Source organism: Thermoflavimicrobium daqui (assembly GCF_003313465.1).
GTDB lineage: Bacteria > Bacillota > Bacilli > Thermoactinomycetales > Thermoactinomycetaceae > Thermoflavimicrobium > Thermoflavimicrobium daqui.
Genome location: NZ_KZ845664.1, coordinates 178,015 through 203,687, shown reverse-complemented (window position 1 = coordinate 203,687; position 25,673 = coordinate 178,015). Strand labels below are relative to the sequence as shown.

General features: G+C 39.5%; 19 protein-coding genes and 2 CRISPR repeat arrays. Of the genes, 7 read left to right on the top strand and 12 right to left on the bottom strand.

Annotated elements, in window-relative coordinates; all coding sequences use genetic code 11:
• Positions 1-169 precede the first annotated feature (169 nt).
• Complete coding sequence (locus tag DL897_RS04255; protein WP_240627265.1) at positions 170-1,408, bottom strand: ArgE/DapE family deacylase; 1,239 nt, start codon at positions 1,406-1,408, stop codon at positions 170-172.
• Positions 1,409-1,675: 267 nt separating this feature from the next.
• On the opposite strand from DL897_RS04255, the gene DL897_RS04250 reads away from it, so the two are divergent.
• Positions 1,676-2,449, top strand: a complete 774-nt coding sequence (locus DL897_RS04250) for a PucR family transcriptional regulator (RefSeq protein WP_168188637.1) — start codon at positions 1,676-1,678, stop codon at positions 2,447-2,449.
• Between the two features lie 48 nt (positions 2,450-2,497).
• Here the strand turns inward: DL897_RS04250 and DL897_RS04245 are convergent, their stop codons facing one another.
• Both DL897_RS04245 and DL897_RS04240 read right to left on the bottom strand, forming a co-directional pair.
• A complete protein-coding gene (locus tag DL897_RS04245; protein WP_240627264.1) occupies positions 2,498-3,847 on the bottom strand; it encodes a nucleobase:cation symporter-2 family protein in 1,350 nt (449 codons plus the stop codon).
• 333 nt (positions 3,848-4,180) lie between these two features.
• Positions 4,181-5,377, bottom strand: a complete 1,197-nt coding sequence (locus DL897_RS04240; RefSeq protein WP_113657899.1) for a PucR family transcriptional regulator — start codon at positions 5,375-5,377, stop codon at positions 4,181-4,183.
• A gap of 259 nt (positions 5,378-5,636) precedes the next feature.
• Between DL897_RS04240 and uraD the strand changes: the two genes are divergently transcribed.
• The 6 genes from uraD (at position 5,637) to DL897_RS04215 (ending at position 9,584) form a co-directional block, all read left to right on the top strand.
• A complete protein-coding gene (uraD, locus tag DL897_RS18945; protein ID WP_338067074.1) occupies positions 5,637-6,113 on the top strand; it encodes a 2-oxo-4-hydroxy-4-carboxy-5-ureidoimidazoline decarboxylase in 477 nt (158 codons plus the stop codon).
• Positions 6,113-7,114, top strand: a complete 1,002-nt coding sequence (pucL, locus tag DL897_RS04235; RefSeq protein ID WP_338067073.1) for a factor-independent urate hydroxylase — start codon at positions 6,113-6,115, stop codon at positions 7,112-7,114. The genes uraD and pucL overlap by 1 nt, the downstream gene beginning before the upstream one ends.
• Positions 7,114-7,470, top strand: a complete 357-nt coding sequence (gene uraH, locus DL897_RS04230; protein ID WP_113657898.1) for a hydroxyisourate hydrolase — start codon at positions 7,114-7,116, stop codon at positions 7,468-7,470. The genes pucL and uraH overlap by 1 nt, the downstream gene beginning before the upstream one ends.
• Positions 7,471-7,791: 321 nt before the next feature.
• Positions 7,792-8,310 (top strand): thiol peroxidase, encoded by a 519-nt coding sequence (tpx, locus tag DL897_RS04225; RefSeq protein ID WP_113657897.1) that lies wholly within the window; start codon positions 7,792-7,794, stop codon positions 8,308-8,310.
• Positions 8,311-8,622: 312 nt separating this feature from the next.
• Entirely contained in the window at positions 8,623-8,967 is a 345-nt protein-coding gene (locus DL897_RS04220) for an ArsR/SmtB family transcription factor (RefSeq protein ID WP_113657896.1), read from the top strand.
• Between the two features lie 92 nt (positions 8,968-9,059).
• Positions 9,060-9,584, top strand: a complete 525-nt coding sequence (locus DL897_RS04215) for an SRPBCC domain-containing protein (RefSeq protein WP_113657895.1) — start codon at positions 9,060-9,062, stop codon at positions 9,582-9,584.
• A 317-nt stretch (positions 9,585-9,901) separates the two neighbouring features.
• Here the strand turns inward: DL897_RS04215 and DL897_RS04210 are convergent, their stop codons facing one another.
• The 9 genes from DL897_RS04210 to DL897_RS04165 all read right to left on the bottom strand — a co-directional run bounded on the left by DL897_RS04210 (position 9,902) and on the right by DL897_RS04165 (position 25,539).
• Positions 9,902-11,137, bottom strand: a complete 1,236-nt coding sequence (locus DL897_RS04210; RefSeq protein WP_113657894.1) for an allantoate amidohydrolase — start codon at positions 11,135-11,137, stop codon at positions 9,902-9,904.
• A gap of 244 nt (positions 11,138-11,381) precedes the next feature.
• Entirely contained in the window at positions 11,382-12,152 is a 771-nt protein-coding gene (locus DL897_RS04205; RefSeq protein WP_113657893.1) for an IclR family transcriptional regulator, read from the bottom strand.
• Between the two features lie 130 nt (positions 12,153-12,282).
• Complete coding sequence (locus tag DL897_RS04200; RefSeq protein WP_240627263.1) at positions 12,283-13,170, bottom strand: sugar phosphate isomerase/epimerase family protein; 888 nt, start codon at positions 13,168-13,170, stop codon at positions 12,283-12,285.
• A 147-nt stretch (positions 13,171-13,317) separates the two neighbouring features.
• Positions 13,318-15,027, bottom strand: coding sequence for a thiamine pyrophosphate-binding protein (locus DL897_RS04195; protein ID WP_113657891.1), 1,710 nt, complete (start codon positions 15,025-15,027; stop codon positions 13,318-13,320).
• Positions 15,027-16,460 (bottom strand): four-carbon acid sugar kinase family protein, encoded by a 1,434-nt coding sequence (locus DL897_RS04190; RefSeq protein WP_113657890.1) that lies wholly within the window; start codon positions 16,458-16,460, stop codon positions 15,027-15,029. The genes DL897_RS04195 and DL897_RS04190 overlap by 1 nt, the downstream gene beginning before the upstream one ends.
• 11 nt (positions 16,461-16,471) lie before the next feature.
• Positions 16,472-17,416: a transketolase family protein gene (locus tag DL897_RS04185; RefSeq protein WP_113657889.1), complete on the bottom strand. Its 945-nt coding sequence runs from the start codon at positions 17,414-17,416 to the stop codon at positions 16,472-16,474.
• Positions 17,417-18,241, bottom strand: a complete 825-nt coding sequence (locus DL897_RS04180) for a transketolase (protein WP_113657888.1) — start codon at positions 18,239-18,241, stop codon at positions 17,417-17,419. It lies immediately after the preceding gene.
• 768 nt (positions 18,242-19,009) lie between these two features.
• Positions 19,010-19,336: direct repeats of the CRISPR family, unit length 39 nt; unit sequence ATTTCAATCCTCTATAAGAGGTGTTTTCCATTGTTATAG.
• A gap of 644 nt (positions 19,337-19,980) precedes the next feature.
• Positions 19,981-20,769 carry a prolipoprotein diacylglyceryl transferase gene (lgt, locus tag DL897_RS04175; protein ID WP_113657887.1) on the bottom strand — a complete coding sequence of 263 codons (789 nt, stop codon included), beginning with the start codon at positions 20,767-20,769 and terminating at the stop codon, positions 19,981-19,983.
• A 1,058-nt stretch (positions 20,770-21,827) separates the two neighbouring features.
• A CRISPR array of direct repeats spans positions 21,828-23,113; the repeat unit is 37 nt; unit sequence CTTTCAATCCTCTTAATGAGGTGTTTTCTATTGATAC.
• A gap of 899 nt (positions 23,114-24,012) precedes the next feature.
• Entirely contained in the window at positions 24,013-25,539 is a 1,527-nt protein-coding gene (locus DL897_RS04165; protein ID WP_113657885.1) for a YifB family Mg chelatase-like AAA ATPase, read from the bottom strand.
• Positions 25,540-25,673: the final 134 nt, after the last annotated feature.

Sequence of the window (25,673 nt, the reverse complement as noted above, 5' to 3'; positions counted from 1 at the left end):
TTAGGAATCATAATGGTCTATTACAAAAATAAGGAGAAGGTTGATTTCCACCGTATACACATCTTTTATTGCCTTACTAATTAGAAAGTCTCGTTCCAAAAATCAATTTGGAAAACAACCCTCTCCTTGTAGATCATTTAACCATAATCATTACTTGATACTCCTTTAGCTACTTTTTCAGCAGATCATATAATGTGATGGCAACAATCTTTGTCGCTTTAATCAGGTCTTCCACTCGAACATGTTCATCCGCTCGATGACCATTTGCTTCTAAAAGGGTTCGGGGACCTGCACCAAATAAAACGGTAGGAATACCGGCTTGGGAGAAATGTCTTGCATCTGTATAAAGTGGAACTCCATCAATCATCAATTCACCATCCATCAATTCCCGCCAGTTATGGCCTAAAGTCTTTATCAATTCTGTGTCCTCAGGAGTTGGACCAAAATTATGCGCTAATAAAATCTGGGTAATTTCAACTTCAATGCCCTCATATTCCTTTACCTTTTCTTGGATGAGAGAACGAATCTCCGCTTCTACTTTGGCTCCATCTTCTTCTGGAATCAAGCGGCGATCTAAACGAATGGTACATTGATCAGGTACCACATTGGTATTGATTCCACCTGAAATTAGCCCAACAACAATCGATGGATGATCAATCCCAGGGATATTCGATTTTATCGCTTGTAAGCTATCTCGATAGTGATAGATCGTCTGCAATACTCCTGTCATCGCTTCCAAAGCATCATTCCCTGTATGCGGAGCTGCTGCATGTGCTGATTTCCCTTTTAATTTCACTTCTAAATGTAAGCATCCATTATGAGCATTTACAATCGAGTACGTAAAGCCAGCTGCAATCGCCATGTCTGGTTTAATATATTGATGATCTAATAGCCACTTAGGTCCAATATTTCCACCTGCTTCTTCATCAAAGGTAAATGCTAGAGCCACTTCACCAGACAAGTCAGCTGCAAACTTACGTAACGCCATCACCGCAAAGGTATAGGTGGCAATATCTGACTTCGATACAGCTGCTCCACGACCATAGATCTTACCATCAACAATTTGACCACCATAAGGATCTTGTGTCCATCCCATTCCTGGAGCGACCACATCCCCATGTGCGTTTAGCGCGATGGAATTTCCCGATCCATCTCCAAATTGGGTTGTAGCCACAACGTTGGCCGCTCGAATCATCCCATTTGCTTCTACTTCTTTGGGATCTACTTCAAGAAATTGAATATCTGCAAACTCAAACTCCTTGAGTCGCTTTTCAATGTGTTGGGCAATCTCATAGCAGTCGCCTGGAGGGTTATCTGACGGAATAGAAACAAGTTCCTGTACAAATTGAATGACAGATTCTCGATTTTCTTCGATCCACTGAATGATTTCCAATTTTGCCTTTTCCATTCTCTTCATCCCCTTTTCGTTTCTTATAAAGAAACAATGTTTCTTTTTATTGGCATCATCATATCTCAAGCGGCGGTTTTATATAGCGATTCAAGTCTTTATTTATTTCTCAATCTATCTTCTCATTACCCCTTTATTACTACTTCTTAAACTATTTTCTATATAAAATAATAAATATATATTCTAATTAACTATCTACATATTATAATCAAAATAAAAGGGAAATGGATACGCTTTCTTTTTGTGTACTAAACTGGAGGCGCTATGATGAAACTTACTATTGCCAAAGCCTTAGAGATGAATTTTTTTAACCGTTGCATTTTAGTTGCTGGTAAACGCGGGATTTATCGTCCTATTCATTCAGTTGGAATTCTAGACAATCCTAACCCAGCTGCGAGTCCGGGCGATTTATTACTCACTACTGGATATGTTTTTAAGGATGATCTGCAAACACAAACTCACTTATTAAGAGAATTAGCCAAACATCACTGTGCAGGTCTTGCCATCAAGGTAAAACGATTTTTACCTCATATTCCCAAAGCGATGATTGATGAAGCCAATCGACTTAATCTGCCTTTGATCGAAATTCCTTATGATGTTGTCTTATCTGATTTATTGCTAAAATTCGGTAAAGAGATTATCGAACAACAAAAACAAATAGAACAAGAATCTCATCAGCGGATGGACAACTCGTCCGAAAACCCTGCTCAACCAGAAGCCTCTTCTCATTTTCTTGAGCCAGAAATCCTACTCCAACATATACCTGAGGAGATACTTCAATCTTATTATCAGGCAACATTAGAACCATTACAGCGTTATGATTACGAGAAAGGAACGGATTTATTACATACTCTTGATGTTTATTTGGCAACTGGAAAGCGAATCGGCGAAGCTGCTCATCAACTTTATGTGCATCGTAATACATTAAAGTTTCGAATCGCTCGGATTGAAGAATTGCTAGGCATGGATTTACAAGATCCTAAGGTGGTCTTTCGCTTACAATTAGGATTACACATCACACGAATCCTCCAACAGTCTTGATCACTGATTAAGTGGTTATTTCTAACATGTAGGCTAGATATCTAGCAATTATACTCCATCTGATTTTACAGGCTTAACGATTTCGAGGTTATCCGTAGTCCTTTGTTCGTGTTTCTGCTCATTAAGATCATCTTTACTTGTCCGATTTAAGAATAAGTTTAAAAGAAACATCGTTAAGGTTCCCATTACGACTCCATTACTACATAACAGCTGAACAAGTTCGGGATATCCTTTAAATGCATCTGGAGCCCCTTTCACAGCCAATCCTAATCCCACTCCTACTGCCACAACCAATTGATTGGATGATTTTTTCATATCTGACTTTGCAATCATTTGGAGGGACGCAGCAATCAGCATTCCAAACATGGGAATCATCGCTCCACCTAATACAGGTTTAGGAATCATGGTCGTTAAAGCTGCTATTTTAGGTAAGAACCCTAATAAGATTAATATGACCCCGGCAGCTACAAGCACCACTCTCTGTTTCACTTTAGTGAGAAAGACAAGCCCTACATTTTGCGAAAAAGTGGAATGATTAAAAGAATTAAAAACACCGCTTATGATCGCGCTAATCCCTTCTGCACGAACTCCTTTTTTAATATCATTTTCCTTTATTTCTCTATCACAAAATTCTCCAAGGGCTAAAAATACCCCCACACTTTCAATCATGATTAGAATAGCAATGATGCTCATCGTCAAAATGGAGGAAAGTTGAAAGGTAGGTGTTCCGAAGTAGAAAGGAGTTAATGGGGTAAGCCAAGCTGCTTCACTTAACGCTTTGAAATCAACCATTCCAAACATGCCAGCTACCAACGTTCCTAGTACCATCGCGATCAAGACCGAGATCGCTTTCATAAAGCCTTTGAGCACATAGTTTAAGATCAAGAAGCACAGGAGAGTAAAAACGGCAAGCATAAAGTTTTCTATGTGTCCATAGTTTGCCGATCCAGTCCCTCCAGCAACATTACTCATGGCCACCGGCATCAATGATGTTCCAATAATCAATACAACCGAGCCTGTAACTACAGGAGGAAAAAATTTAATTAGCTTACCGATAAATTGAGCAACTATCGTGACAACAACGCCTGATACAATGACTGCTCCAATTACCCCCGTAATTGAATGAATTTTGCCAATAGCGATGATTGGCTCTACCACAATAAATGAAACCGCCATTAAGGCTGGCAATTTAATACCTACAAACTTATTTCCCCATACTTGGATCAAAGTAGCAATACCACAGGTAAACAAGTCAAATGAAATTAAATAGATTAATTGTTGTTCGGTTAAACCAATAGCTGGTGCAATAATAAGAGGAACAGCCACTGCACCACCATACATGACACAAACGTGTTGTAAACCTAACAAAATGATCTTCCATAACTTCTTTTCTTTCACTATGTCCCCCTCCTTGGACCACTTGTTGTCATGCCTTAAGACCGTCTCACTTCATAACTCAACCTCAAACTCCCTGCTAGGCACAGCTAAAGTTCAATCTAAGAGAGTCTGTTATCATGATGATTAAGTTTTCTTCAAAAGAATCAAATTAGTTGATATACGGTCAGATGTCTAATGGGCCTTTTAGAGAGAAAGCGATTAATGGAATTTTAACATTATATTAAATCGAATTTCAATACTAAATTTTATTAAAATTATTTATTAGATAATTAATTTAGTTTTTATTGTATAAAAAGTATACTAAAAAAGGATTGAAAACGTCAGAAAGCGCTTTCAATCCTTGGGTTCAATTAATCTTCTAAGATAAATAGCCAATTGTAGCCGAAATAGATGATCACCATTTGCTAAATCTTCATGGATCCAATTTTTTAATCGATTTAGACGAAAAGTGACCGTATTACGATGGATTCCAAGACGTCGTGCTGTCTCGGAAATCTGACTACCACAATTTAAATAGGTTTCAAGCGTTTCGATTAAATGACCATCATGTTCTTGATCGACCTTTAATAGCTCACCCAAAGTTCTTATTACATAATTTCGTAGCTGTTCATGGGGTAATTGTTGAAAAAGAATAAACGGGCTCCAATCACTATAATGATAGATATCCTTGGACTGGCTCATCTTCATCTGTTCAGATAGCTTTAACACTTCCTTCGCTTCCTGATAGCTTCTACTAATCTGTTTCACATCATCGCAAGGTTCACCAATTCCTATCTGGATCTTCGCTTTTTCATCACTCTCCTTCCATCTTTCCCATAGCTGTTTTCCGAATTGCTCTGCCAAGCATGCAAGCGAGATCTGTTCTTGTAACGGCGCTTGTAACAAGATGACCCCGTCATCTATTTTTGATACTAATACACAAACATTCATCTCTTTGGCTATCTCATGAGTCCTCTGTTCCAACCAAACCGGATCGCTATACTGACTATCTACTTTTAAACAAATACAGATATATTGATGATGAGGTAATAGTCCGATCTCTGAACCTGTAGAAAGAATAATATTTTCATCTCTCAGCTCATCACTGAGCAGCTTGGTTAAAAAGTGGTCATTTTTATCCAGTCTTTGATCTAATTCTTCCTGTTTTGTAACTATCTCTCTCAACAAAGGAAGCAACAAATCCGTTAAAGATAAATCATAAGGTATTTCGAGCAATGGAAAATCACATTCATCGGCAATCTGCCTCATTGCTTTCGGTAAATCCAATAAAAACCGATTGATTTGAATTCCTAAACCCGCGCATCCTCTCTTTGCTAATTTACGTATCAATTCCACTTGTGTTTTTTCATCGTTTTTAAAAACGTATCCCGTTGTGACAACGAGATCCCCTTGTTTTAGCCATGGGAGCACATCAGGAGCATCAAAACTATTGACCGAGCAGATTCGACGACTTAATCCCTTTTGCCCCGCAACCACTTTACAACGATCCAAAGGTGAAATACGTAAGGCTTCCAACATCATTAGACTCATTCACATTCCCCTTTTTATCTATATCTATCCGTTATTGATGGTTGAAACACCTCCCATCTTTCGCTATGCATGATGCACAATCAAGAGGAGGTAGATTTGTCTCCTTTGTCCAATGACTCCATGCTAGAGAACGTTTACAATGATATTAACTTACCGTTTGCAGAAAAAACTGTAAACGCTCTCCAACCATAGCATCATTGTCATGGCGGATACGGAAGGATGGATCACCGTGAAGGTAACGCTCGAGGAAGTGAACCTCATGAACCAACCTCATTTTACACAAGTATTCGGTTGGGTTTTTGAACACTCTCCCTGGGTTGCCGAAGAGTCATGGAAACAACGCCCTTTCTCCACACTTGCTGACCTTCATCTCGTTATGGTTCATACTGTTGAAAACGCTCCGTTTTCCAAACAACTCGACTTACTACGCGCTCACCCCAAGCTAGCTGCTCGTGTTCCAATGACCTCTATTTCTAAGCAGGAACAATCTGGAGTCGGTTTAGATCGACTAACACAAACAGAATATGATGAATTTTTATCACTGAATCAAGCATATCAGGAGAAGTTCAACTTTCCATTCATTATGGCCGTGCGGGGACAATCCAAGGAAAAGATTCTCATCGCGATCAAAGAGAGGCTCAAACACAGTGTTGAAGTGGAGTTTAAACAAGCATTACAAGAAATCTATCAAATCGCCAGATTTCGTTTAAACGACATTGTTAAGGAGGGTTCATGATGAATCAACAAGAGGAAAGAATCATGTACTATGGTAAAGGTGATGTCTTTGTTTATCGTACGTATGCAAAACCTCTCACAGGAATCAAAGCCATCCCTGAATCACCCTTTACTGGTCGAAGTAATATAATTTTTGGGTTAAACGCTCATATTTCGCTCAAGGGTCGATTTCTCTCTTCCTTTACCGAAGGTGACAACTCCTTTGTAATTGCTACCGATTCCATGAAAAACTTTATTCAACGTCATGCTGCCCACTATGAAGGATCGACCATCGATGGTTTTTTAAAATTTGTAAGTGACAGCTTTTTAGATACTTATGCTCATGTTACCTCAGTCAAAATATCCGCTGTAGAAATTCCCTTTGACTATACCCTTGTTCCTGGAGAGTATGGACTTCAGGAGAGTGGGCTTGTATTTCGACACTCTCGCAATGAACATGCTCGGGTCACGATGGAAGTTGCACGTACTTCACATGGAAATCAAGTACTTGAATATAGTAGTGGAATTGCTAATCTTCATCTCATCAAGGTAAGTGGTAGTGCTTTTCAAGGATTTATCCGAGATGAATATACCACTTTACCAGAGGAGACGGATCGCCCTCTCTTTATCTACCTCAACATGGATTGGAAGTATAATCAAACACAAGATGGTTTAAGTCAAAACACTTCTAACTATGTCCCTGCCGAACAAGTCCGTGATATTGCGCGCTCTGTTTTCCACGAATTGTATAATCAGTCCATCCAACACCTCATCTATCACATTGGTTGCCGTGTCCTTGAACGCTTCCCTCAACTCTCTGAAATCAGCTTTGAAACAAATAACCGTACTTGGGATACTGTGGTTGATAAAACCTCTACCGGTCAAGGTAAAGTATATACAGAGCCACGTCCTCCATATGGGTTCCAAGGATTTGTCGTTACTCGGCAAGATCTTTATCAAAATCATAAAGAAATGCAAGAAAATCCTACCAGATCATTTGTAGGCATTCGAGGGGGTTTTTAATGGGACGTTTGACTACTCATGTACTTGATTTAATGCAGGGAAAACCAGCCCAAGAGTTAAAGATCCACTGTTTCCGAGTTAATTCAGATCAATCATTAACACTTCTTCGCCAAGTCTTTACCAATCATGATGGTCGGATCGATTCTCCTCTTCTCACCCATGAAGAACTCATCCCAGGTATATATGAGCTTCACTTTTATGTAGGTGACTATTTCCGCTTACAAGGTATCCATTCCCCTCAACCCTCTTTTTTGGATATCGTCCCTCTCCGTTTTGGGATTCAAAATCCCCATGAGCATTATCATGTTCCCCTCTTAGTAGCCCCAGGCGGTTATAGTACCTATAGAGGAAGCTAACTTCTTCCTAGGATGAGTAAAATGAAATATTAGGGAAGGCAGAAAATTTTTTCAAAAGGAGGCGAAAATCTGCTACTCAAAGAATAATATCCTTATTCTGTACAAATGTTGGACATCGCTTATCTAAGGTACGCATTGATTATTGAAAAAGCCGAGGCGGTTCAAAAATACCTAAAGCTTTCAATATGTACTGATAGATAATCGGAAACCTATGGTTATTATAGCAAATTGTACGAGTAGAAGACGGAGTTAAACATAAATAAACAGAAATATTATAAGAATAAGGATATTGTTCTATGTTTATAGTAGTAGGTATGGTATATGCAACTAGAGCGTACAAATGTAGTTACTTTAGCTGGACAGCCCATTACATTGATTGGTCCAGAGATGAAGGTTGGTAATCAAGCACCCTATTTTGAAGTTTTAACGAATGATCGCACCCTTGTTACTTCCGAACAATATAAAGGAAAAGTCCGGATCATCTGTACGGTTCCATCACTTGATACAGAAGTTTGTGACCAGCAAACCCGACAGTTTAATCAGCTTATCTCCGATCTTAGTGACCAAGTCGTTTTATTAACGATCAGTGCCGACCTTCCCTTTGCCCAAAGCAGATGGTGTGGAGCTGCTGGATTAGAGCGTGTCCAAACTTTATCGGATCATCTAACCATGTCTTTTGGTACGGCTTATGGCACTTATATCAAAGAAAATCGCTTAGAATGTCGTGCTGTATTTGTCATTAACACTCAGGACATCATTACCTATGTTGAATATGTGCCTGAAGTGACTCAACATCCCAACTATGAAGCAGCTCTCATGGCCGTCAAGGCATGTCTATAAAATACAATTAACTGATCGAAAATGAAGAGTATTATCTACTGTGTAAGTGGATAATACTCTTTTTTATCGTTTTAGGCATATCATCCTTCCCCCTTACTTCACTCTTTTCATTTATTATCTTTCGAATATCCTTAGAGATAAATTCCTCCCGTATTAAAATCAGTTAAAGGCAAGGTTTAGGAATCGATTAGCTTACCAAAAGAGGACTACAACTGCAAACTTCGGTCCATATCCATCTATCACAAAATACCTAATATTCCTTCACAGGAATATTCTCTATATGTTATATTAGAAATGAAAGGAGAAGCTTATATGGGCATGAAAAAAGCAACATTAAGTGCTCTTGCTGAGCCCAACCGCTTACGCATTGTCGAGCTCTTGCGTGATAAGCCCCTTACAGTAGGAGAAATAGCCATGCATCTTGGGCTCCGCCAGCCACAAGCTTCCAAACATCTTCGTGTACTTAGTGATGCTGGGCTTGTCGAGGTGCAAGCTATTGCCAATCGACGAATCTACAAGCTACGACGTCAACCGTTTATCGAGCTAAAAACTTGGCTTGAATCATTCCATCACATCTGGGAGGAAAGATTTGATCGATTGGACGATTATCTGCGTGAATTGCAAGTAAAGGAAAAGAAACATCATGACAAGGATTAGGATCGCAGCGAAGGAATAGTATACTAGCCGTCTTGCTGGAATAAGGTTATTTCGTATTGGACTATTGAAGCAAAATTTAAGGGGGAATCGAAATGTCAAACGTAAACCCAACATACAACATGACATCAAAAGTAGAGGATCAGACATTGATCATGGAACGTACTTTTGATGCGCCTCGCGAGCTTGTATTTAAGGTATTTTCAGACCCTACGCATCTGGCTCACTGGTGGGGACCCAAAGGATGGCATACCGAAATTCGTCAGTTTGATTTTAAGCCCAACGGTATATGGCATTATTGTATGAGATGCACAGATAAGAACCAAGGGGAATTTTATGGCCAAGAATCCTGGTGTAAAGCTGTCTATCAAGAAATTATCGAGCCGGAGAAAATCGTCTGTATCGATACATTTACAGATCAAGAAGGCAATGCCATCGAGGGAATGCCTGAGATGTTGATCACTTTGACATTCCTTGAATTCGAAGGGAAGACGAAACTGATTAATCATACTAGATTCGCATCTGCCGAGGCACTCAAGTTCGTACTGGATATGGGTATGATCGAAGGAATGGCTGAATCTTTGGATCGCCTTGCTTACCTCCTACAAGAGCTTCAGTAGATATCATAACAAGGTGATTTTAAACAATACAATTGCATAACAGTTAAGTATAGACGAAAAACCCCTAAATTAAAGAACGAATTTTTCTAATTTAGGGGTTTCCCATATTTTATATATCATTTTTAAATCGAGTTGCTATAAACGAAAGTGAGGTTGCCCTCTTAATCAGCCGCTCATCGCTTTTCCACTCACTCCCGCTAATGTCTTGTACAAAAGTCGATCCTACACAAAAACAATTCGCGACTTCCTTTAGGTATGATCTGGATTTTCAATCGAATGATGTATATCGGTAGGATCGTAGAGACTAAGTTTGTACTTTATGAATTGATTTGCATTACAACATCTAATAAGATAGTAGCTCCCATTTGCATATCTTCTGGCGAGCAATACTCATCAGGATGATGGCTAATTCCCTTTCGACATCGGACAAAGATCATCCCGATTGGCGCAATTTCAGCAATGGCCATCGCATCATGCCCTGCACCGCTTGGAATCACAACCCGTTTCATCGCATGATTTTCTAAGGCATTTCCAATTCGCTCAATCCACTTGCTTGAACATGATACTGCAGGAGAATCCATTACCTTTTTTAGCTTTAAAGTTAAGTCTCTTCCCTTACAAATCTCTTCCCATGTGGATAAAATCTGATGGAATGCCTGATGTTTAACTCGATTATTAATCGAACGAATATCGAGTGTCCCTTTTACCTGTCCAGGAATTACATTACTCGCACCTGGATATACTTCTAATTTACCCACGGTTGCTACCAGAGATTCCATCTGTTGAGCTATTTCTTCAACAGCTAAAATCATTTCTGCTGCCCCTGTTAATGCATCTTTGCGTAGAATATGAGGTACTGTACCTGCATGACCCGCTTCTCCTTCTACACAAAATTCATATCGCGTTGCCCCAGCAATTCCAGCAACCACTCCACATGCCTGATTCAATTTTTCTAGCACTGGACCTTGTTCAATATGCACTTCTAAATACCCTAGAATCGACTTCGGATCTTTAGCTGCTTGCTTAAAATGAGTGGGTTCTAGTCCTATCCTTTTCATCGCTTCGCTTAAACTAAGCCCATCTGAGTCACAAGCGGATAAATCCTCACTTGTAAGCGTTCCAGCAATCGCTCTACTTCCTAATAGAGTCGTATGAAAACGTGTTCCCTCCTCATCACAAAAACCTATCACTTCAATCGGAAATGGCAAACGGAGATTATTCTCAAATAAAGTTTGTACTACCTCAAGACCCGTAATTACACCTAGAATACCATCATATTTTCCTGCTTCAATCACCGTATCCAAGTGAGAACCGATCAGCAGTACTGGCGCTGTAGGATCTGTGCCTTCATATCTACCGATCAGATTATTGACCGCATCTCGTCTGACACTCATTCCTGCCTCTTGCATCCACTCTGACACCAATTGATTCACTTGTTCACTCTCTTCAGAAAAAGAAAGGCGAGTTACTCCTCTTTTTGACCTACTATACTTAGCTAATGACTCAATTCTACTAACCATTCTTTCCGCATTCGGTTGAATTAAGTTTTGCATTCGAATCCCCCTTCTCATATGGTCATTCCACAAAGATGTTATTGCTCGGGATTAAGAATGCTTCATCTATTACGTTATTGGATTAAGTTGGTTGAGAAAATATTTTAGGAAGGTTTATCATGAGGAAAACATTGAGGAAGATATCGTAGCTAAATTGGTACAAGGTAGCTACTATGAATATACCCAAATGCATCTTACCATTTCGTTACATCCTCTTAGCAAAATGCATTGGGCAAGGTGTTACTTAATAACTGTTGTAACCAAGTCGAGATGAGATTTTTCGGCTTATTTCCATCATCAATCCTTGAAGTTCTTCTAATCGTTGCGGAGTCATCCGTATAACAGGACCTGATACACTGATAGCGGCAACAATATGCCCTTGATGATCAAAAATGGGAGCAGCAATACAATTAATCCCTAACTCATTTTCTTCCAAATCCAGGGCAAAACCTTTCTGACGAACCTCTTGTAAGTGTTGTAGTAATTCCTCTTTCACAGTAATCGTATGGGGTGTATGAGCATGAAAAGAGTAATCTCTTAATACCTCTTCGACTTCTTCCGCTGGCAAAAAGGCAAGAATCACCTTACCGACTGAAGTGCAATGCAGAGGGGCACGAGCACCTACACGAGAATGCATCCTTAAGGTTTCATTTCCTTCTAACTTTTCAATATAGACGGCTTCACGTTGGTTGTATACAACCAGATGAATCACTTCATTGGTATGAGCTTCAAGTTCCTTCAAATATCGTTTCGCTTCCATACGTAGATCCAGACCTTCTAATAACTTAGAACTGATTTCCAAAACTTTATACCCTAACTTATACTTTCCTGTCTGTAAATCTTGCTCCACCAATCCATGCTTAACTAGAGTAGATAACATGCGATACACAGAGGTTTTATTGAGCAACACTTTATTCGATAACTCGGTAATTCCAAATCCTTCTCGCTTTGTACTAATCACATCAAAAAGTTGTAAGGCACGATCGACAGACTTTACATATTTATCATCTGGCATCTTTAAAACACCTTCTTTTTCAAATTATCATACAACAAAATAATATATATCAGGTAGACAAAACTTCCAAGAGGAAATTTTGTCTACCTTCTCCATCTGACGATCGCACCTTATTATCCTTCTATCTGTATTAAAGACGGTTCCAAGCTCTAACCAAAGTACGTTTTGATTGGGCGATAATGACTTCGGAGGATTCATTGCCAACTGGTTTAACCTCAAATGCCACCACATTGTCAGATCCCTCTTCAATATATCCAATTTCCAATAATATTTTTAAATACTCTGTTAACTCTTCTGTATCACACTCACTACCTGGATAACCAAAACGTGGATGCTGATCACCATATGCCGGATCACTTGGATTATTAATATAGCAATTCCCGATATGGGCATGGTTGATATAGTCACGTGCTGTATAAAGCGCATCTCGTGATGATTCTCTTTGCATCGGTAAATGGCTTAGATCAAGCATCAAGCCAAAAGTAGGATCGACCTTTCTTACTTCTTTTGCTACCTCTACCGCCAAACGATTTGGACCAATTAAACATTTCTTATCCGTATCATCATCAAATGTTTCTAAGGAAATGACCAAATCTCCTTTACTCTTCGCATAACGACATATCTCTTTTAAGGAATCACTCAAAAGCTCCAACGCTTTTTCCTCATTGGTCTCCGGTTTCGGTCCACTTAATAATCCTAGCTTTTCTGCTTTTACCTCATAAGCTTGATCGATCGCATTTTTAATTAAGGAAATGGCCTGTTGTCTCTTCTCTTGATCAAACGAATTCAGATCTGCACGATGACTAAGCAAGATAGGTTGTGCACCAAATCCTCGTTTAAATCCTGCACTATCTAACATCTGTGTCACGATCTGCCGTTGATTCTGATCATTAATGCGAGTGATCTCAATGGAGGAAAAGAAGTCATCTGTAGCTATCTTCTTTACTGTTTCGACAATAGGCCCATCTCCAGCGATCGTTTCCGGAAACGCCATAAAATGAACAATACCTACATTCATAAAATATTGTAAATCACCCTTCATATTCTGCCGGTAACCCGGACTCCCTCCCTTTTATCTACGATCGAAATATTCATTGAAGCTATTTCACGAATCATCTGCTCATTGCTTGAAGGAATGACCCTTTGTTTATGGCCGAATTCGCTATTAATTTTGCTTATAGTCGATTCCAGTTAATGATCCATCATTAGAGAAACCACAGATAGCATCTGGAGCGACAACCACTTCGATCAAGTATGGTTTTCCACTTTCCACTGCACGTTGTAATGCGGGTTTAATATCGTTATAATGTGTGACCAACTCACCACGCACTCCCATACCTTCGGCCGTTTTGACAAAGTCGATGCCTCGCAGCTCATTGTCACATAATTCGTTTCGGTAAACTAAATCCGTAGAAATGCGACGCTCATCATAGAACCAGTTTTGCTGTTGACGGATCAATCCTAACAGTGCGTTATTCAAGACAAATACAATCACAGGGATATCAAATTTGGCGGCAGTTGCTAAGTCCTGTAAGGACATGCCTAAACTTCCATCTCCTACTACATTCACACTCTGCCGCTTAGGAAATGCTAATTTTGCTGCCATCGCAGCTCCTAACCCCCATCCCATGGTACCAGCACCACCTGTAATCAGATAGGAACGGGGTACATAGGTCTCAAACAATTGACATGACCAGATCTGACTAATCCCACAATCATGAGAGACAAAAGCATCACGATCCAAAAACTCCCTGAGTTCTTGTAAAGCACGTTGTGGTTTAATCGGTATATCTTCAAAATCCGTTTTGCGAGCATGTTTCTGCCGTTCAACCGTTAGATCAAGCTTCGCCGGCTCTTCGTCTCTCGCCTCTTTGGCTGCTTTAGCCAGTTTCACCATAAAGGATTTTACATCGGCAGCGATTCCTAACTCTGTCTCCACATATTTACCAATCTCTTTTTTATCCAAATTCACATGTACTATCTTCGCATTTCGTTTAAATACTTCCACAGATCCGATGCTCCGATCGCCAAAGCGACCTCCTAAGTTGATAATCAGATCCGATTCTAAAATCGTTTTATTACCATATGGGGTATTAAGCATCGTTCCCATCCGACCAGCAAATAACGGATGGTCATTCGGAAAGGTATCAATTCCCATCAAGGCAGTGACAACAGGTACTTGTAATGTTTCTGCTAATTCCTTCAGCTCTTCCGTCGCATTCGCTAAATTTATCCCTCCTCCAGACAAGAGAACTGGCTTCTGTGCTGCGTTTAAAAGCCGAATCACTTGCTGTATCTCTTCATCCGTCGCTTCTGGAAGAATATCGGGTTGACTGACAAACTCGTCTAAATCTACTTCGATCTCTACTTTTTGCACATCGACTGGCAAATCAATCAACACCGGTCCTTTTCTTCCTGTCGTTGCTACTTCCCAAGCTTCGTGAACAACTTCTGCTGCTCGCTCTGGCTCAGTGAGCAGATAAACCGCTTTACATACGGGTTTAGCCATCTCAGTTATAGGGGCTTCTTGAAATGACATCGTATTGATCAGTGGGGTGGCTACCTGTCCAGTAAAAGCGAGCATGGGCACTGAATCCATATAGGCTCCATATAATCCGGTTAAGAGGTTTGTTCCACCTGGACCAGACGTTGCTGCACAAACCCCTACTTTTCCGGTAGCCCGAGAGTAACCATCAGCCATGAATGCTCCGGTCTGCTCATGACGAACCACATACGACTTAATACCTGTTAATTCTCGAATGGCATCATAAAAAGGTAGGATCGCTGCCCCAGGTACACCATAGACATGCTCTACCCCTTTTCTCTCCAACAATAGAGCAATCGCTTCAGCAGCCAACATTTTTTGTTTTGCCATCATGAACCCTCCTTAATATTTTGTATCTTCGCGACAATCTCTGATAAAGTTCCTCGTTCACCTACATTTCCGGGAAAGACCACATATGGAGTGTAGGGAAAACGAGACTCTGAACCCGTAAACCAAACAGGAATTCCAGACACTACTTGCCCCAATACTTTCGCTTTTTTGATACAAAGTCCATCTGTAGCAATATCACTGGAAGTAATACCACCTTTGGCGATAATAAATTGAGGAGAAACTGATAAGTGATTGACTAGAGTTGAAAGGCTGTGGGAGATGGTCTGGCTGATATCGAGGTTTCTTAGCTTTTCAGGGGCGATAATCACATCACGAGAAGTATAAACTACAGTATTGATTCCTTGTTTGATAAAACGATTCATCTCTTCAGTAACCCTAGCTATCTCTTGATGACGATTCTCTTGATTTAAAAGTTTTGTAACGTCAATTTCAACGATGTTCACCTTCTGTTCCTGAACGAGATGCTGCAATTGTTCTGTTGTTTTTCGGGTATGTGACCCTACAACAATCAACCCCCCATGCTCTCGCCCCGCTGTGTTAATCATTTCCTCGCCCGTGAGTAATGGACGGTCTTCCAGTCCGGCAAATGCTTTGACAAATGAGGCGGCAGTTCGATAAAGAAAGTTTTTACCTTGTTCCCAAGCATTGATTAGTGCAAGGGATACTACTTCTAAATCTTCATAAGCAACAGCATTAACAACTATTGGAGCATGATTCTCTACAGAACAAAGGATTTTGCATACGCGATCTATTCCTCCCAGTCGAATATCTTCTAACGAGATGACATGGATCGGAGTTTTTGTGACTGCTCCTCTTTTTTCCTGAATCCAATCCGGAAGAACTCCTGTTTGATAACCAAATACGGTATCTTTTGCGAATTCTGTATCATGTACAGGAACGAGAGTCTCTTCTTCTAGTAAGTAATGGGTATTCCTAATGGTATATCGTTTTCCTTCGAAAAAAGCAGGAATGATTAAGTGTCCATCCATTGACATCCCATTTTTCCGCTCGATCTCTTCCTGTATGACATCGATCTCTAGAGGATAATGCCCTCGAAGAGTGGAGTCACTCCGGCTGATCACTGAAAAGCTAATCTTTAATTCCTGTGCACATTCCACTAATTGACAGATAATCTCTCGGTTGATCTGTTCCGCCTGATCAGGTTCCATACTTCTCGTGTTAGTCAAAATATAAAAGAGGTGGTTGTCTTCCTGAAGTGCCTTCAATATCCATTGTTTACTCCAATCCGTAATCACAGAGACATCATGAACCGTTTGCACCCCTGTCGGATCATCATCTAACACAACGATCTTATGTCTCTGCTTAACCCACCAATCTTGAATCTGTCTACGTGCTCCTACTATCTTCAAAAGAGGGGGAATATCCTTCCACAACTTCGAAACATCATTCATATCATCCACTCCTAGGAGACCTTAATCACCTCGAAACAATCTTTAGCCGCCTTTACAATATTCGCTGCTCTTAAACCAAAGAAATCAAGTAATTCGTCCATTTTCCCTGAAACACCAAAGCGGTCTTGCGTTCCGACACGGCGCATCGGGGTTGGTTGGTGTTCTGCCAAAACTTCAGCGACAGCACTGCCCAATCCACCGATAATTGAATGCTCTTCCACCGTAACGACGCGTTTGGTTTTGGCAGCCGATCGGGTAATCGCATCCACATCAATCGGCTTAATCGTATGCACATGAATCACTTCCGCTTGAAGTCCTTCTTTTTCTAGTATGGCTGCTGCTTTTAGTGTCTCATCTAGCATCATCCCTGTACTGATTAGAGAGATATCTGAACCTTCTTTAAAAGTAATCGCCTTACCAATCTCGAATGGATCCTCTTCTTTTGTTACAATCGGAACAGGTAATTTACCTACACGCAGATAAACAGGACCATGATGTTCATATGCCGCTACCACCGCTTTTTTCATCTCGATCGCATCAGCTGGAACGATAACGGTCATTCTTGGTAACGATCTCATCAACGAAATATCTTCCAATGGCAAATGAGTCGCACCTTCTTGCGCTGGAGAAGTACCAGCGTTATGACCGATCACTTTCACATTGTTATTGGCATAACAAACCGATATCCGCATTTGATCAAAAGCGCGTCCTGTTAAAAAGTTTGCATAAGCATTGGCAAATGGGACTTTTCCAGCTAAAGCAAGTCCAGCAGCCGTCCCTACTAAATCACATTCAGAAATCCCAATATTAAAAAATCGCTCTGGAAACTTTTCTTTAAAGAGATTCGTCAGATTTGATTTGGCACAATCTGCATCAAGTACGACGAGATTCTCAGCTTTTTCACCTAAGCGAATTAAAGCATCACTATATCCCTGACGTGGAGCTCGTAAAGCCATTTATACCAACTCCTTTAATGCAAGCTCAAGTTCTTCATCATTGGGGGCCAATCCGTGCCATTTATCTGTATTCTCCATAAAAGAAATCCCTTTTCCCTTGATGGTATGTGCGAGAATAACAGTTGGTTTTCCTTTGACATGCTTGGCTTCATGGAAAGCATGATCCACTTGATTTAGATCATGTCCATCAATTTCGATGACATGCCAACCAAAAGCGCGCCATTTTCCTACCAAATTACCTAGTCCTTTGACATTCTCTACATAATCGTCTAGCTGGATCTTATTCCAATCGACGATGGCACACACATTATCTAATTGATAGTGAGGAGTCGTCATCGCCGCTTCCCATACCTGCCCTTCTTGCAATTCGCCATCCCCAATCATGACATAGGCGCGCTGATTGGTCCCATTTAACTTTGCAGCCAAGGCAACACCATTCGCTACAGACAACCCTTGTCCTAAAGAGCCAGAAGAAATATCTACACCTGGACAATGTTCGCTACAAGGATGACCATGCAAACGACCATCTACATCTCGGAAAGTAAGTAGTTCTTCAACAGGGAAAAAGCCCTTTTCTGCTAATACGGAATAATAGACAGGTGTACAATGCCCTTTGGAGAGGAAGAAATAATCACGGTGTTCCCAGTCTGGGTTTTGCGGATCTACATTCATATGTTCAAAAAAGAGGTTGGTTAAAATCTCTGTCGCCGAAAGCGATCCTCCAGGATGTCCACTTCCAGCATGATGAGTCATGCGAACAATATGCTGACGGATCGTTTTCGCTAATTCCTGATAATATGCCAATTTACTTTCACTTAGGGCCATGATTTACCTCCTTATTCCCTTAATAAGAAATGCTGTTTCTTAAATAAATCATATTGTTTCTTATAAAGAAATAACATTTCTTATCAAGACGATGGTGATCCTTACTTGCCCATAATAGCCTTGAATATCGACTGATCCATTACGTATCATTTTACCTAACATCTAGTAAACGGAATTAATTACGTCCATCGTTAGCTAATCTGACTAATCAGTTGTTTGATAGAATACAACCCTATAACCATTCATATGCGCTTTTTTAGAGTCGTATTTTTCTTATTAAGAAACGCCATTTCTTATTTTAGATAAAGGCAAGAGGAAAATAATTTCCTTACTATTTATAATAGTGGTTATTAATTTTGCAGTCAAGCATTTTCTAAATATTTTTATTCGGGCTAATAGGACCGCTTTAAGAGGTGGATTTCTAAATATTTGCTTAATAAGTATGAAAAACCAACATCCCTTCCTATAAGGAGGAATGTTGGTCGTTAGCGGGTTGTCGCCATTTCTACGATCCAATAAATACCACTATTCTATGATCATCGTATTTTTGATTATGGGTTTAAGGAAAAGGCACATTCTGTCAAAAGCTAGGCATTCAACCTCAGAAAGCAAAGCTTATCCACCTTATTAGGGCGGTTTTATTGCTTTTTATTCGATTTAGTAACCATTGTTTACTTTTTTTATTTGCAACAAGCGTTTCAATCCTCTTGATGAGGGGTTTTCCTTTGTTATGCAAATGGAACCACCTTATAACTTAGACCCTGCCAAGTTTCAATCCTCTATAAGAGGTGTTTTCCATTGTTATTTACTAAACTGGATCGTTTCGCACGGTCTACAATTATTTCAATCCTCTATAAGAGGTGTTTTCCATTGTTATTTTCTCGAAAGTGTTGGGACTTTTGTCCAATGCAATTTCAATCCTCTATAAGAGGTGTTTTCCATTGTTATTGCTTGATCCAGCTTGACCAAGCACCCGCGCTATAAATTTCAATCCTCTATAAGAGGTGTTTTCCATTGTTATAGAAAATGAAGTATGAAAAGATATTATCCACTTATATTTCAATCCTCTATAAGAGGTGTTTTCCATTGTTATAGCGGATGTCTGAAGGCCTTGGTACTACTTGCATTGTACCCCCTTTTCCGAACACCTCACCTTTTCAGTTGTTTTCATGCAATTTTTCATCGCTAAGAGCTATCTGACAATTCACTTTAACCCTTATATCCCAAGGACTTTCGCATTTCCGAACACCCCTTGGGATTTTCCCGAAGCTCATCGTGCTCGCAAATCCCTTCTACTTTTTATATAGTATTCTCTATCCATCGAGTAATTCCTGCTAGATCAAAAACACTTTTTTAAATGTTCGGCTATTTATCGTGATAAATTGATTAGGAAGCACCCAGCGATTCAAAATTACTAGTTTCCGTTAACAAAACTTATTTAATTATATAACCATGAGAGTATTTATATATAATGTTATGCCCTGCTACCTCATCTTTATAATTATAATAAGAGAAACATCTAGTCTCCGCGTAGCACAATATATTAAGCCCAAGGGTAAAGCTACCCCTGGGCTAATTAGCGTGTCGTTTTAACAGTTGAAATCAACACAAAAACAAACCTCTTAGCTACTGATGGCTATAAGTCAATACCAACCGCTTGATTTTTATGTACTGGAACGTATGGGCAAGTATTCATTTCGCAAAGAATAGATACAAAGTATGATGAAAAACTCAATCACCTATGTAATTTGATTTCTTTTATCATAAGTAAAGTGAAGAAATCCAGCAATCACCAGTGAAATGAAAATCACACTCACCGAGGTCCATTGTGCAGCAGTCCAACCAAATAGAAACTGTGGAGAATCACCTCGAAGCATTTCCAATGCGAATCGACCGATATTATATAAAACGTTGTAAATGAGGAAGAGATAGCCGGGTCTTAACTTCTTTTGCATAAGAATAAGAAGAATGGCAAAAATGATCACATCCATTTGTCCTTCCCATATTTCGGCAGGCCATAGTGGTTGATTTCCAAAAGTCTCTCGTGCAATAGTACCTTCTGGATAAAGAATACCAAAATCGCCTCCTGTTGGATCTCCAAATGCATCTCCATTCATTAGATTGGCATCTCTTCCAATACTCTGAGCTAATATAAGTCCTGGAGTACACAAGTCTGCTAACTCCCAAAACGAAATCTGATGTTTCCGTACATACCAGATGGCAACAATAATTGCCCCCACAATCCCACCTTGAATAGATAATCCACCTTGCCAAACTGCTAGAATCTCACTAGGATGTTGTGAGTAATAGTTCCAGTTAAATAAAAATACATGCCAGAATCGGGAACCTATGATCGCTCCGATCATCATGGGAATAAAAAGATTCCAAAGGTGTTTAACTAGCTCATCTTTCTTTTGGAGCTTTCCTAGCGTAATAGTAACCCCTAACCCTAATAAGACGGCCAAAGCGAATATGATACTATATGAACGGATAGGAAAAGAGCCTAAATATCCTAAAAATTGATGCAAAATGATCTTCCTCACTTACTATATATAATAATTACTACTATTACTACTAATAAAGTAAATACATCAGATATAAGATATGAATGAAAATAGAACCCATACTAAATATCCATAGGGGTGCAATAGTTGCTAAGAATCTTTGTTCATTGATTGCTTTCGTTAGATAAGTGTTGTAAATATAATCATGGTTAGACCATAGGCAATGGAAATCATTCCAATCAGCTGAGCATGAAAGCAACCAGCTCTTTATGCCACACAGAATGAATATCTTATTTTATAATCAATGAACTCTATTATTACTGTTTAACAATTCTTTATTCAGCCCTTCTCCAGTATAAGAAAGGAGAGGAGAAATTTCAATCATTTGATCTTTTATTAACCATTTATGATGTAAATCGAAAATGAACTTCTGGGCTGTATCCGGGCTATCTGGCCCTATTTTATTTTTAACAGGAGCAAACTCTTCTTCCCTATTTACCCGAATGCTTGCCATATACTTAGCATAAGGAAACAAATTTAGGAATTATCCGTCAAATAGAGAATATTATATTAAGAGGTATTGTATCCAATATGAAATGAAAACTTTAACCATTGATCCATCTCTAAAACTTCTTTCCCACCTCTCCAATATCATCCACATGATTTATCCATTTCCACTTTATATTGTAAAACCTACTTCTTGATCCAGTGTCCGGTATGTCAGAAAGAGCTCATGAAACATTAGGTTGTTCAGAGTGGATCGTACACCAAACTCTTTCAAAAAAAAGTTAGCTAGGACGTGATACTATTCAATGTGTTTATTTAATAAAATACTTCCGTTTCACAATATAAAACCCCATCTGGTGATGAAGTAGCCAAATGGGGTTTAGTTTTTTTATTTGATTGTTTTGGTTTTCTTATATGAAGTGTTTTTCATTGTTTCTATATATTACTTTGAAGGAAACTGGCTAGCCAATTTTTTAGTGATAAAGCAGTCATTTCAATTCCATTTTGGATTCAATTCAAGAGAATATACATCTAAACTCCTTACCACACAAGGGCTTTCAGGTCCATTTATTTACGTTTCAATCCTTTTAATGAGGTGTTTTCTATTGATACCGAAGAATATCAAAAAATAACAGGTGAGCCTTACCCCTTTCAATCCTCTTAATGAGGTGTTTTCTATTGATACTAAAGATTGAAAGCACCGTTTACCCTAAAAACAAAGTCTTTCAATCCTCTTAATGAGGTGTTTTCTATTGATACATACTTCAATGCCCCAAGACGGGGCTAGTTTTAGGATACTTTCAATCCTCTTAATGAGGTGTTTTCTATTGATACTATTATGATTTGTGGGGATGGGATTTTGGACAAGAACTTTCAATCCTCTTAATGAGGTGTTTTCTATTGATACATCTATACTACTATCTGGTAGATTCTTTATTTCTTCTACTTTCAATCCTCTTAATGAGGTGTTTTCTATTGATACATGAGTAGTTCCAATCCTCTACTAGTTGATTATACCCTTTCAATCCTCTTAATGAGGTGTTTTCTATTGATACTTCAGCAGATGATAGTTTATTAAGCTTGGAACATCCTTTCAATCCTCTTAATGAGGTGTTTTCTATTGATACTGGACTCGTCATAGCATAAGCCTGTTAATTTTTCACTTTCAATCCTCTTAATGAGGTGTTTTCTATTGATACTTGATCCCCTCCTTGGGGGGTTTTGAACCAACTCATTCTTTCAATCCTCTTAATGAGGTGTTTTCTATTGATACGAGATCGTTGTTGAAATAGGAAGTGAAGCAGCAAACTTTCAATCCTCTTAATGAGGTGTTTTCTATTGATACCAGGGTTTATTCCGAATCGACGATCTAGAGTATTTACTTTCAATCCTCTTAATGAGGTGTTTTCTATTGATACAGTAAAGGAACCTATCTACTAGATAAAGAAAGTACTTTCAATCCTCTTAATGAGGTGTTTTCTATTGATACTAATAGCGGATACCGATTAATGTGGAAGCAAAATATACTTTCAATCCTCTTAATGAGGTGTTTTCTATTGATACCTAACATGTGTGTAAACTGTTACGATTACACATAGACTTTCAATCCTCTTAATGAGGTGTTTTCTATTGATACCTGTATTTTGCCAAATGGCATAGTGATAAGTTTGGAGACTTTCAATCCTCTTAATGAGGTGTTTTCTATTGATACATATGATACTTTACTACCTTTCAAGATAGAGGCAACCTCTTTCAATCCTCTTAATGAGGTGTTTTCTATTGATACATTAATATCCTTAGCCTTTTTAGTCCACAATATTGAAACTTTCAATCCTCTTAATGAGGTGTTTTCTATTGATACAGCGGCCGTCAGAGTCCTTGGTATTACTGCCCTCATAGATCTATTTCCGAACACCACGCCTTTTTCAGCTTTTTAAGGTGATTTTTCGTTGCTAAGAGCTGTCTGACAATTCCCTTATCCCTTATATGCCAAGGACTTTTACATTTCCGAACACCCCTTGGGATTTTCCAGAAGCTCATGGTGTTCGCAAAGCAACAGAATTCCTTACTAAAAGGTTATACTATTGCTAATTAAATATCAAGTGTTGAATAGTTAATCAAATACAACTAACTAAGAAGTATACATTTATCTATTCCATTGCTTACCAATTCGAATGGGCGGTATACTTCCATGAAAAATATGGAAAGTTGCATGGACGGAAAAAGCTCATGGAGGCATCCTCCTACTTGTTTCAATTCCATCTTGGATTCAATTCATGTTTTCCAAGATCAGTACCTTATTAAAGAAGGAACAATACGTCCGTGTTTTCATTCCAAAGTGGATTCAATTCAAGAGCATACTCCTCAACCCCTTGCTACACAAGGACTTTCAAGCCCATTTAGCTTAGATATATCAAGGGTTACGAGCAACGCCAGGGATTTTTGACAAACCGAGGTGCTCGTCAAATCGGTTCTACTTAATTTATATTATTCCCTATCTATTGAAGAATCCCTTCAAAGGTTAGGGGTATTTTTTCTAAATCGAATGGTTAAATTTTTCCATAAATAATAGAGCAGCTTAAAAAATAGCCGCTCTATTCTAGGCATAGTTCTATTGGCAAATTAGGTTTAATAAGTAGACATCGATAGCTTCAAAGGGGTCTACTTCCTCTATATAGTATCAATCCAATTTTAATCTTTGGTCTTATGTCCTCTAAATTCTTGTTTCAGTAACTGTTTCCTAAGTAGGTGTATCAAACTCTACTCCCAAAATTTCCGATCCAATGCTCGATACTGGATTGCCTCGGCGATATGCTCTAGCTCCACTTGTTCTTTTTGAGCGAGATCCGCGATCGTTCGCGCTACCTTAAGGATACGATCATGGGCACGAGCGCTTAAGCCGAGAGTATCAAAAGACTGTTTTAGTAAATCCCGTGATTCTTTATCCAACTTACAATATTTCCGAATGTCATTGGCACCCATTGACCCATTACATAAGGTATCTGAACTACGAAATCGCTCCGCTTGGGCTGCACGTGCTTGATTAACCCGCCTACGAATCGTTTCGGATGGTTCACTCGTAGTCGATGAGGATAAAGTTTTATAATCAACCCGAGGTACTTCGATATGAATATCCATCCGATCAAGTAACGGTCCTGATATCTTCGATCGATAGCGCTGTACTTGGCGGGGTGTACATGTACAAGCACGATCTTCATCGTAACCAAAAAATCCACAAGGACAAGGATTCATCGATCCTATTAGTACAAATTCAGCGGGGTATGTTAGTACAGCGCGCGCTCGTCCGATGGTGACTTCTCGATCCTCTAAGGGCTGTCGGAGTACTTCTAACGCAGTTTTCGAAAACTCAGGTAACTCATCCAAAAATAATACCCCTCGATGCGCTAGGCTCACTTCGCCTGGTTTCGGAATGGTTCCTCCACCAATAAGGCCTGCCTGTGAGATCGTGTGATGCGGAGAGCGAAAGGGGCGTTCTGTCACCAATCGTCCACGTTCGGTCGTTAAACCCGCAATACTACAGATCTTGGTCACCTCTAGTGATTCTTGCAAACTCATGCGAGGGAGAATTGTTGAGATCCTGCGTGCTAGCATCGTTTTACCAGAGCCCGGCGGTCCAATGAGCAAGAGATTATGCCCACCTGCTGCTGCCACTTCCATCGCCCTTTTGACATGATGTTGTCCTTGAACATCAGAAAAATCAACGGTATGCATAGAAGTTTCATTAGATATATCTGTCTCAATCGATGCGGGGGTCCATTCCTTACGAAAAAAGAGCGTCGCTTCCTGTAGTGTCTGGATCGGGATCACTCTCATCCCTTCGACTAAAGCTCCTTCTTGCGCATTGGGGTAAGGTAGTAGGACTTGTTTGAATCCCTGCTCTTTGGCTGACATGACCATGGGCAATACGCCATGGAGTGGGCGAAGAGTTCCATCTAATGCAAGTTCTCCAATCAAAAGAGTCTCTTTTATTTCTTCTATTTTAAGTTGATCGCTAGCTACGAGAAGACCCAGTGCAATAGCTAGATCAAAACCTGAACCTTCTTTTTTGATATCTGCTGGTGCTAGATTGGTCGTAATTCGCTGTAAGGGAAAATTAGCTTGGCTATTCTTAATCGCTGCTCGAACACGATCTTTTGCTTCTCTTACTGCTGAGTCGGGTAGTCCTACAATTTCAAAGACAGGTAACCCATTGCTAATATCGACTTCCACTTCAACGATAAATCCATCGATTCCAAGGACACTAGCGCTATAAGTTTTGGCATACAAAGATCCTTCCTCCGAACCATCAAATTTTCATGATTACCATTTCTGCAAATTTTTACATAAACCTGCATCGATTTTATTATTTCCTAGATATTGGATTCTGGATCAACGTATGAGTATGCAACACTTATAGAAAG

What these genes read in the sequence shown, in the direction of transcription:
- DL897_RS04215 (WP_113657895.1), top strand. Translation starts at nt 9,060, where the DNA reads ATGTCAAACGTAAACCCAACATACAACATGACATCAAAAGTAGAGGAT.
- DL897_RS04200 (WP_240627263.1), bottom strand. Translation starts at nt 13,170, where the DNA reads ATGAATGTAGGTATTGTTCATTTTATGGCGTTTCCGGAAACGATCGCT.
- DL897_RS04190 (WP_113657890.1), bottom strand. Translation starts at nt 16,460, where the DNA reads ATGAATGATGTTTCGAAGTTGTGGAAGGATATTCCCCCTCTTTTGAAG.
- DL897_RS04210 (WP_113657894.1), bottom strand. Translation starts at nt 11,137, where the DNA reads ATGCAAAACTTAATTCAACCGAATGCGGAAAGAATGGTTAGTAGAATT.
- DL897_RS04195 (WP_113657891.1), bottom strand. Translation starts at nt 15,027, where the DNA reads ATGGCAAAACAAAAAATGTTGGCTGCTGAAGCGATTGCTCTATTGTTG.
- DL897_RS04205 (WP_113657893.1), bottom strand. Translation starts at nt 12,152, where the DNA reads ATGCCAGATGATAAATATGTAAAGTCTGTCGATCGTGCCTTACAACTT.
- uraD (WP_338067074.1), top strand. Translation starts at nt 5,637, where the DNA reads ATGAACCAACCTCATTTTACACAAGTATTCGGTTGGGTTTTTGAACAC.
- DL897_RS04185 (WP_113657889.1), bottom strand. Translation starts at nt 17,416, where the DNA reads ATGGCTTTACGAGCTCCACGTCAGGGATATAGTGATGCTTTAATTCGC.
- DL897_RS04250 (WP_168188637.1), top strand. Translation starts at nt 1,676, where the DNA reads ATGAAACTTACTATTGCCAAAGCCTTAGAGATGAATTTTTTTAACCGT.
- tpx (WP_113657897.1), top strand. Translation starts at nt 7,792, where the DNA reads ATGCAACTAGAGCGTACAAATGTAGTTACTTTAGCTGGACAGCCCATT.
- uraH (WP_113657898.1), top strand. Translation starts at nt 7,114, where the DNA reads ATGGGACGTTTGACTACTCATGTACTTGATTTAATGCAGGGAAAACCA.
- DL897_RS04180 (WP_113657888.1), bottom strand. Translation starts at nt 18,241, where the DNA reads ATGGCCCTAAGTGAAAGTAAATTGGCATATTATCAGGAATTAGCGAAA.
- pucL (WP_338067073.1), top strand. Translation starts at nt 6,113, where the DNA reads ATGAATCAACAAGAGGAAAGAATCATGTACTATGGTAAAGGTGATGTC.
- DL897_RS04240 (WP_113657899.1), bottom strand. Translation starts at nt 5,377, where the DNA reads ATGAGTCTAATGATGTTGGAAGCCTTACGTATTTCACCTTTGGATCGT.
- DL897_RS04255 (WP_240627265.1), bottom strand. Translation starts at nt 1,408, where the DNA reads ATGGAAAAGGCAAAATTGGAAATCATTCAGTGGATCGAAGAAAATCGA.
- DL897_RS04220 (WP_113657896.1), top strand. Translation starts at nt 8,623, where the DNA reads ATGGGCATGAAAAAAGCAACATTAAGTGCTCTTGCTGAGCCCAACCGC.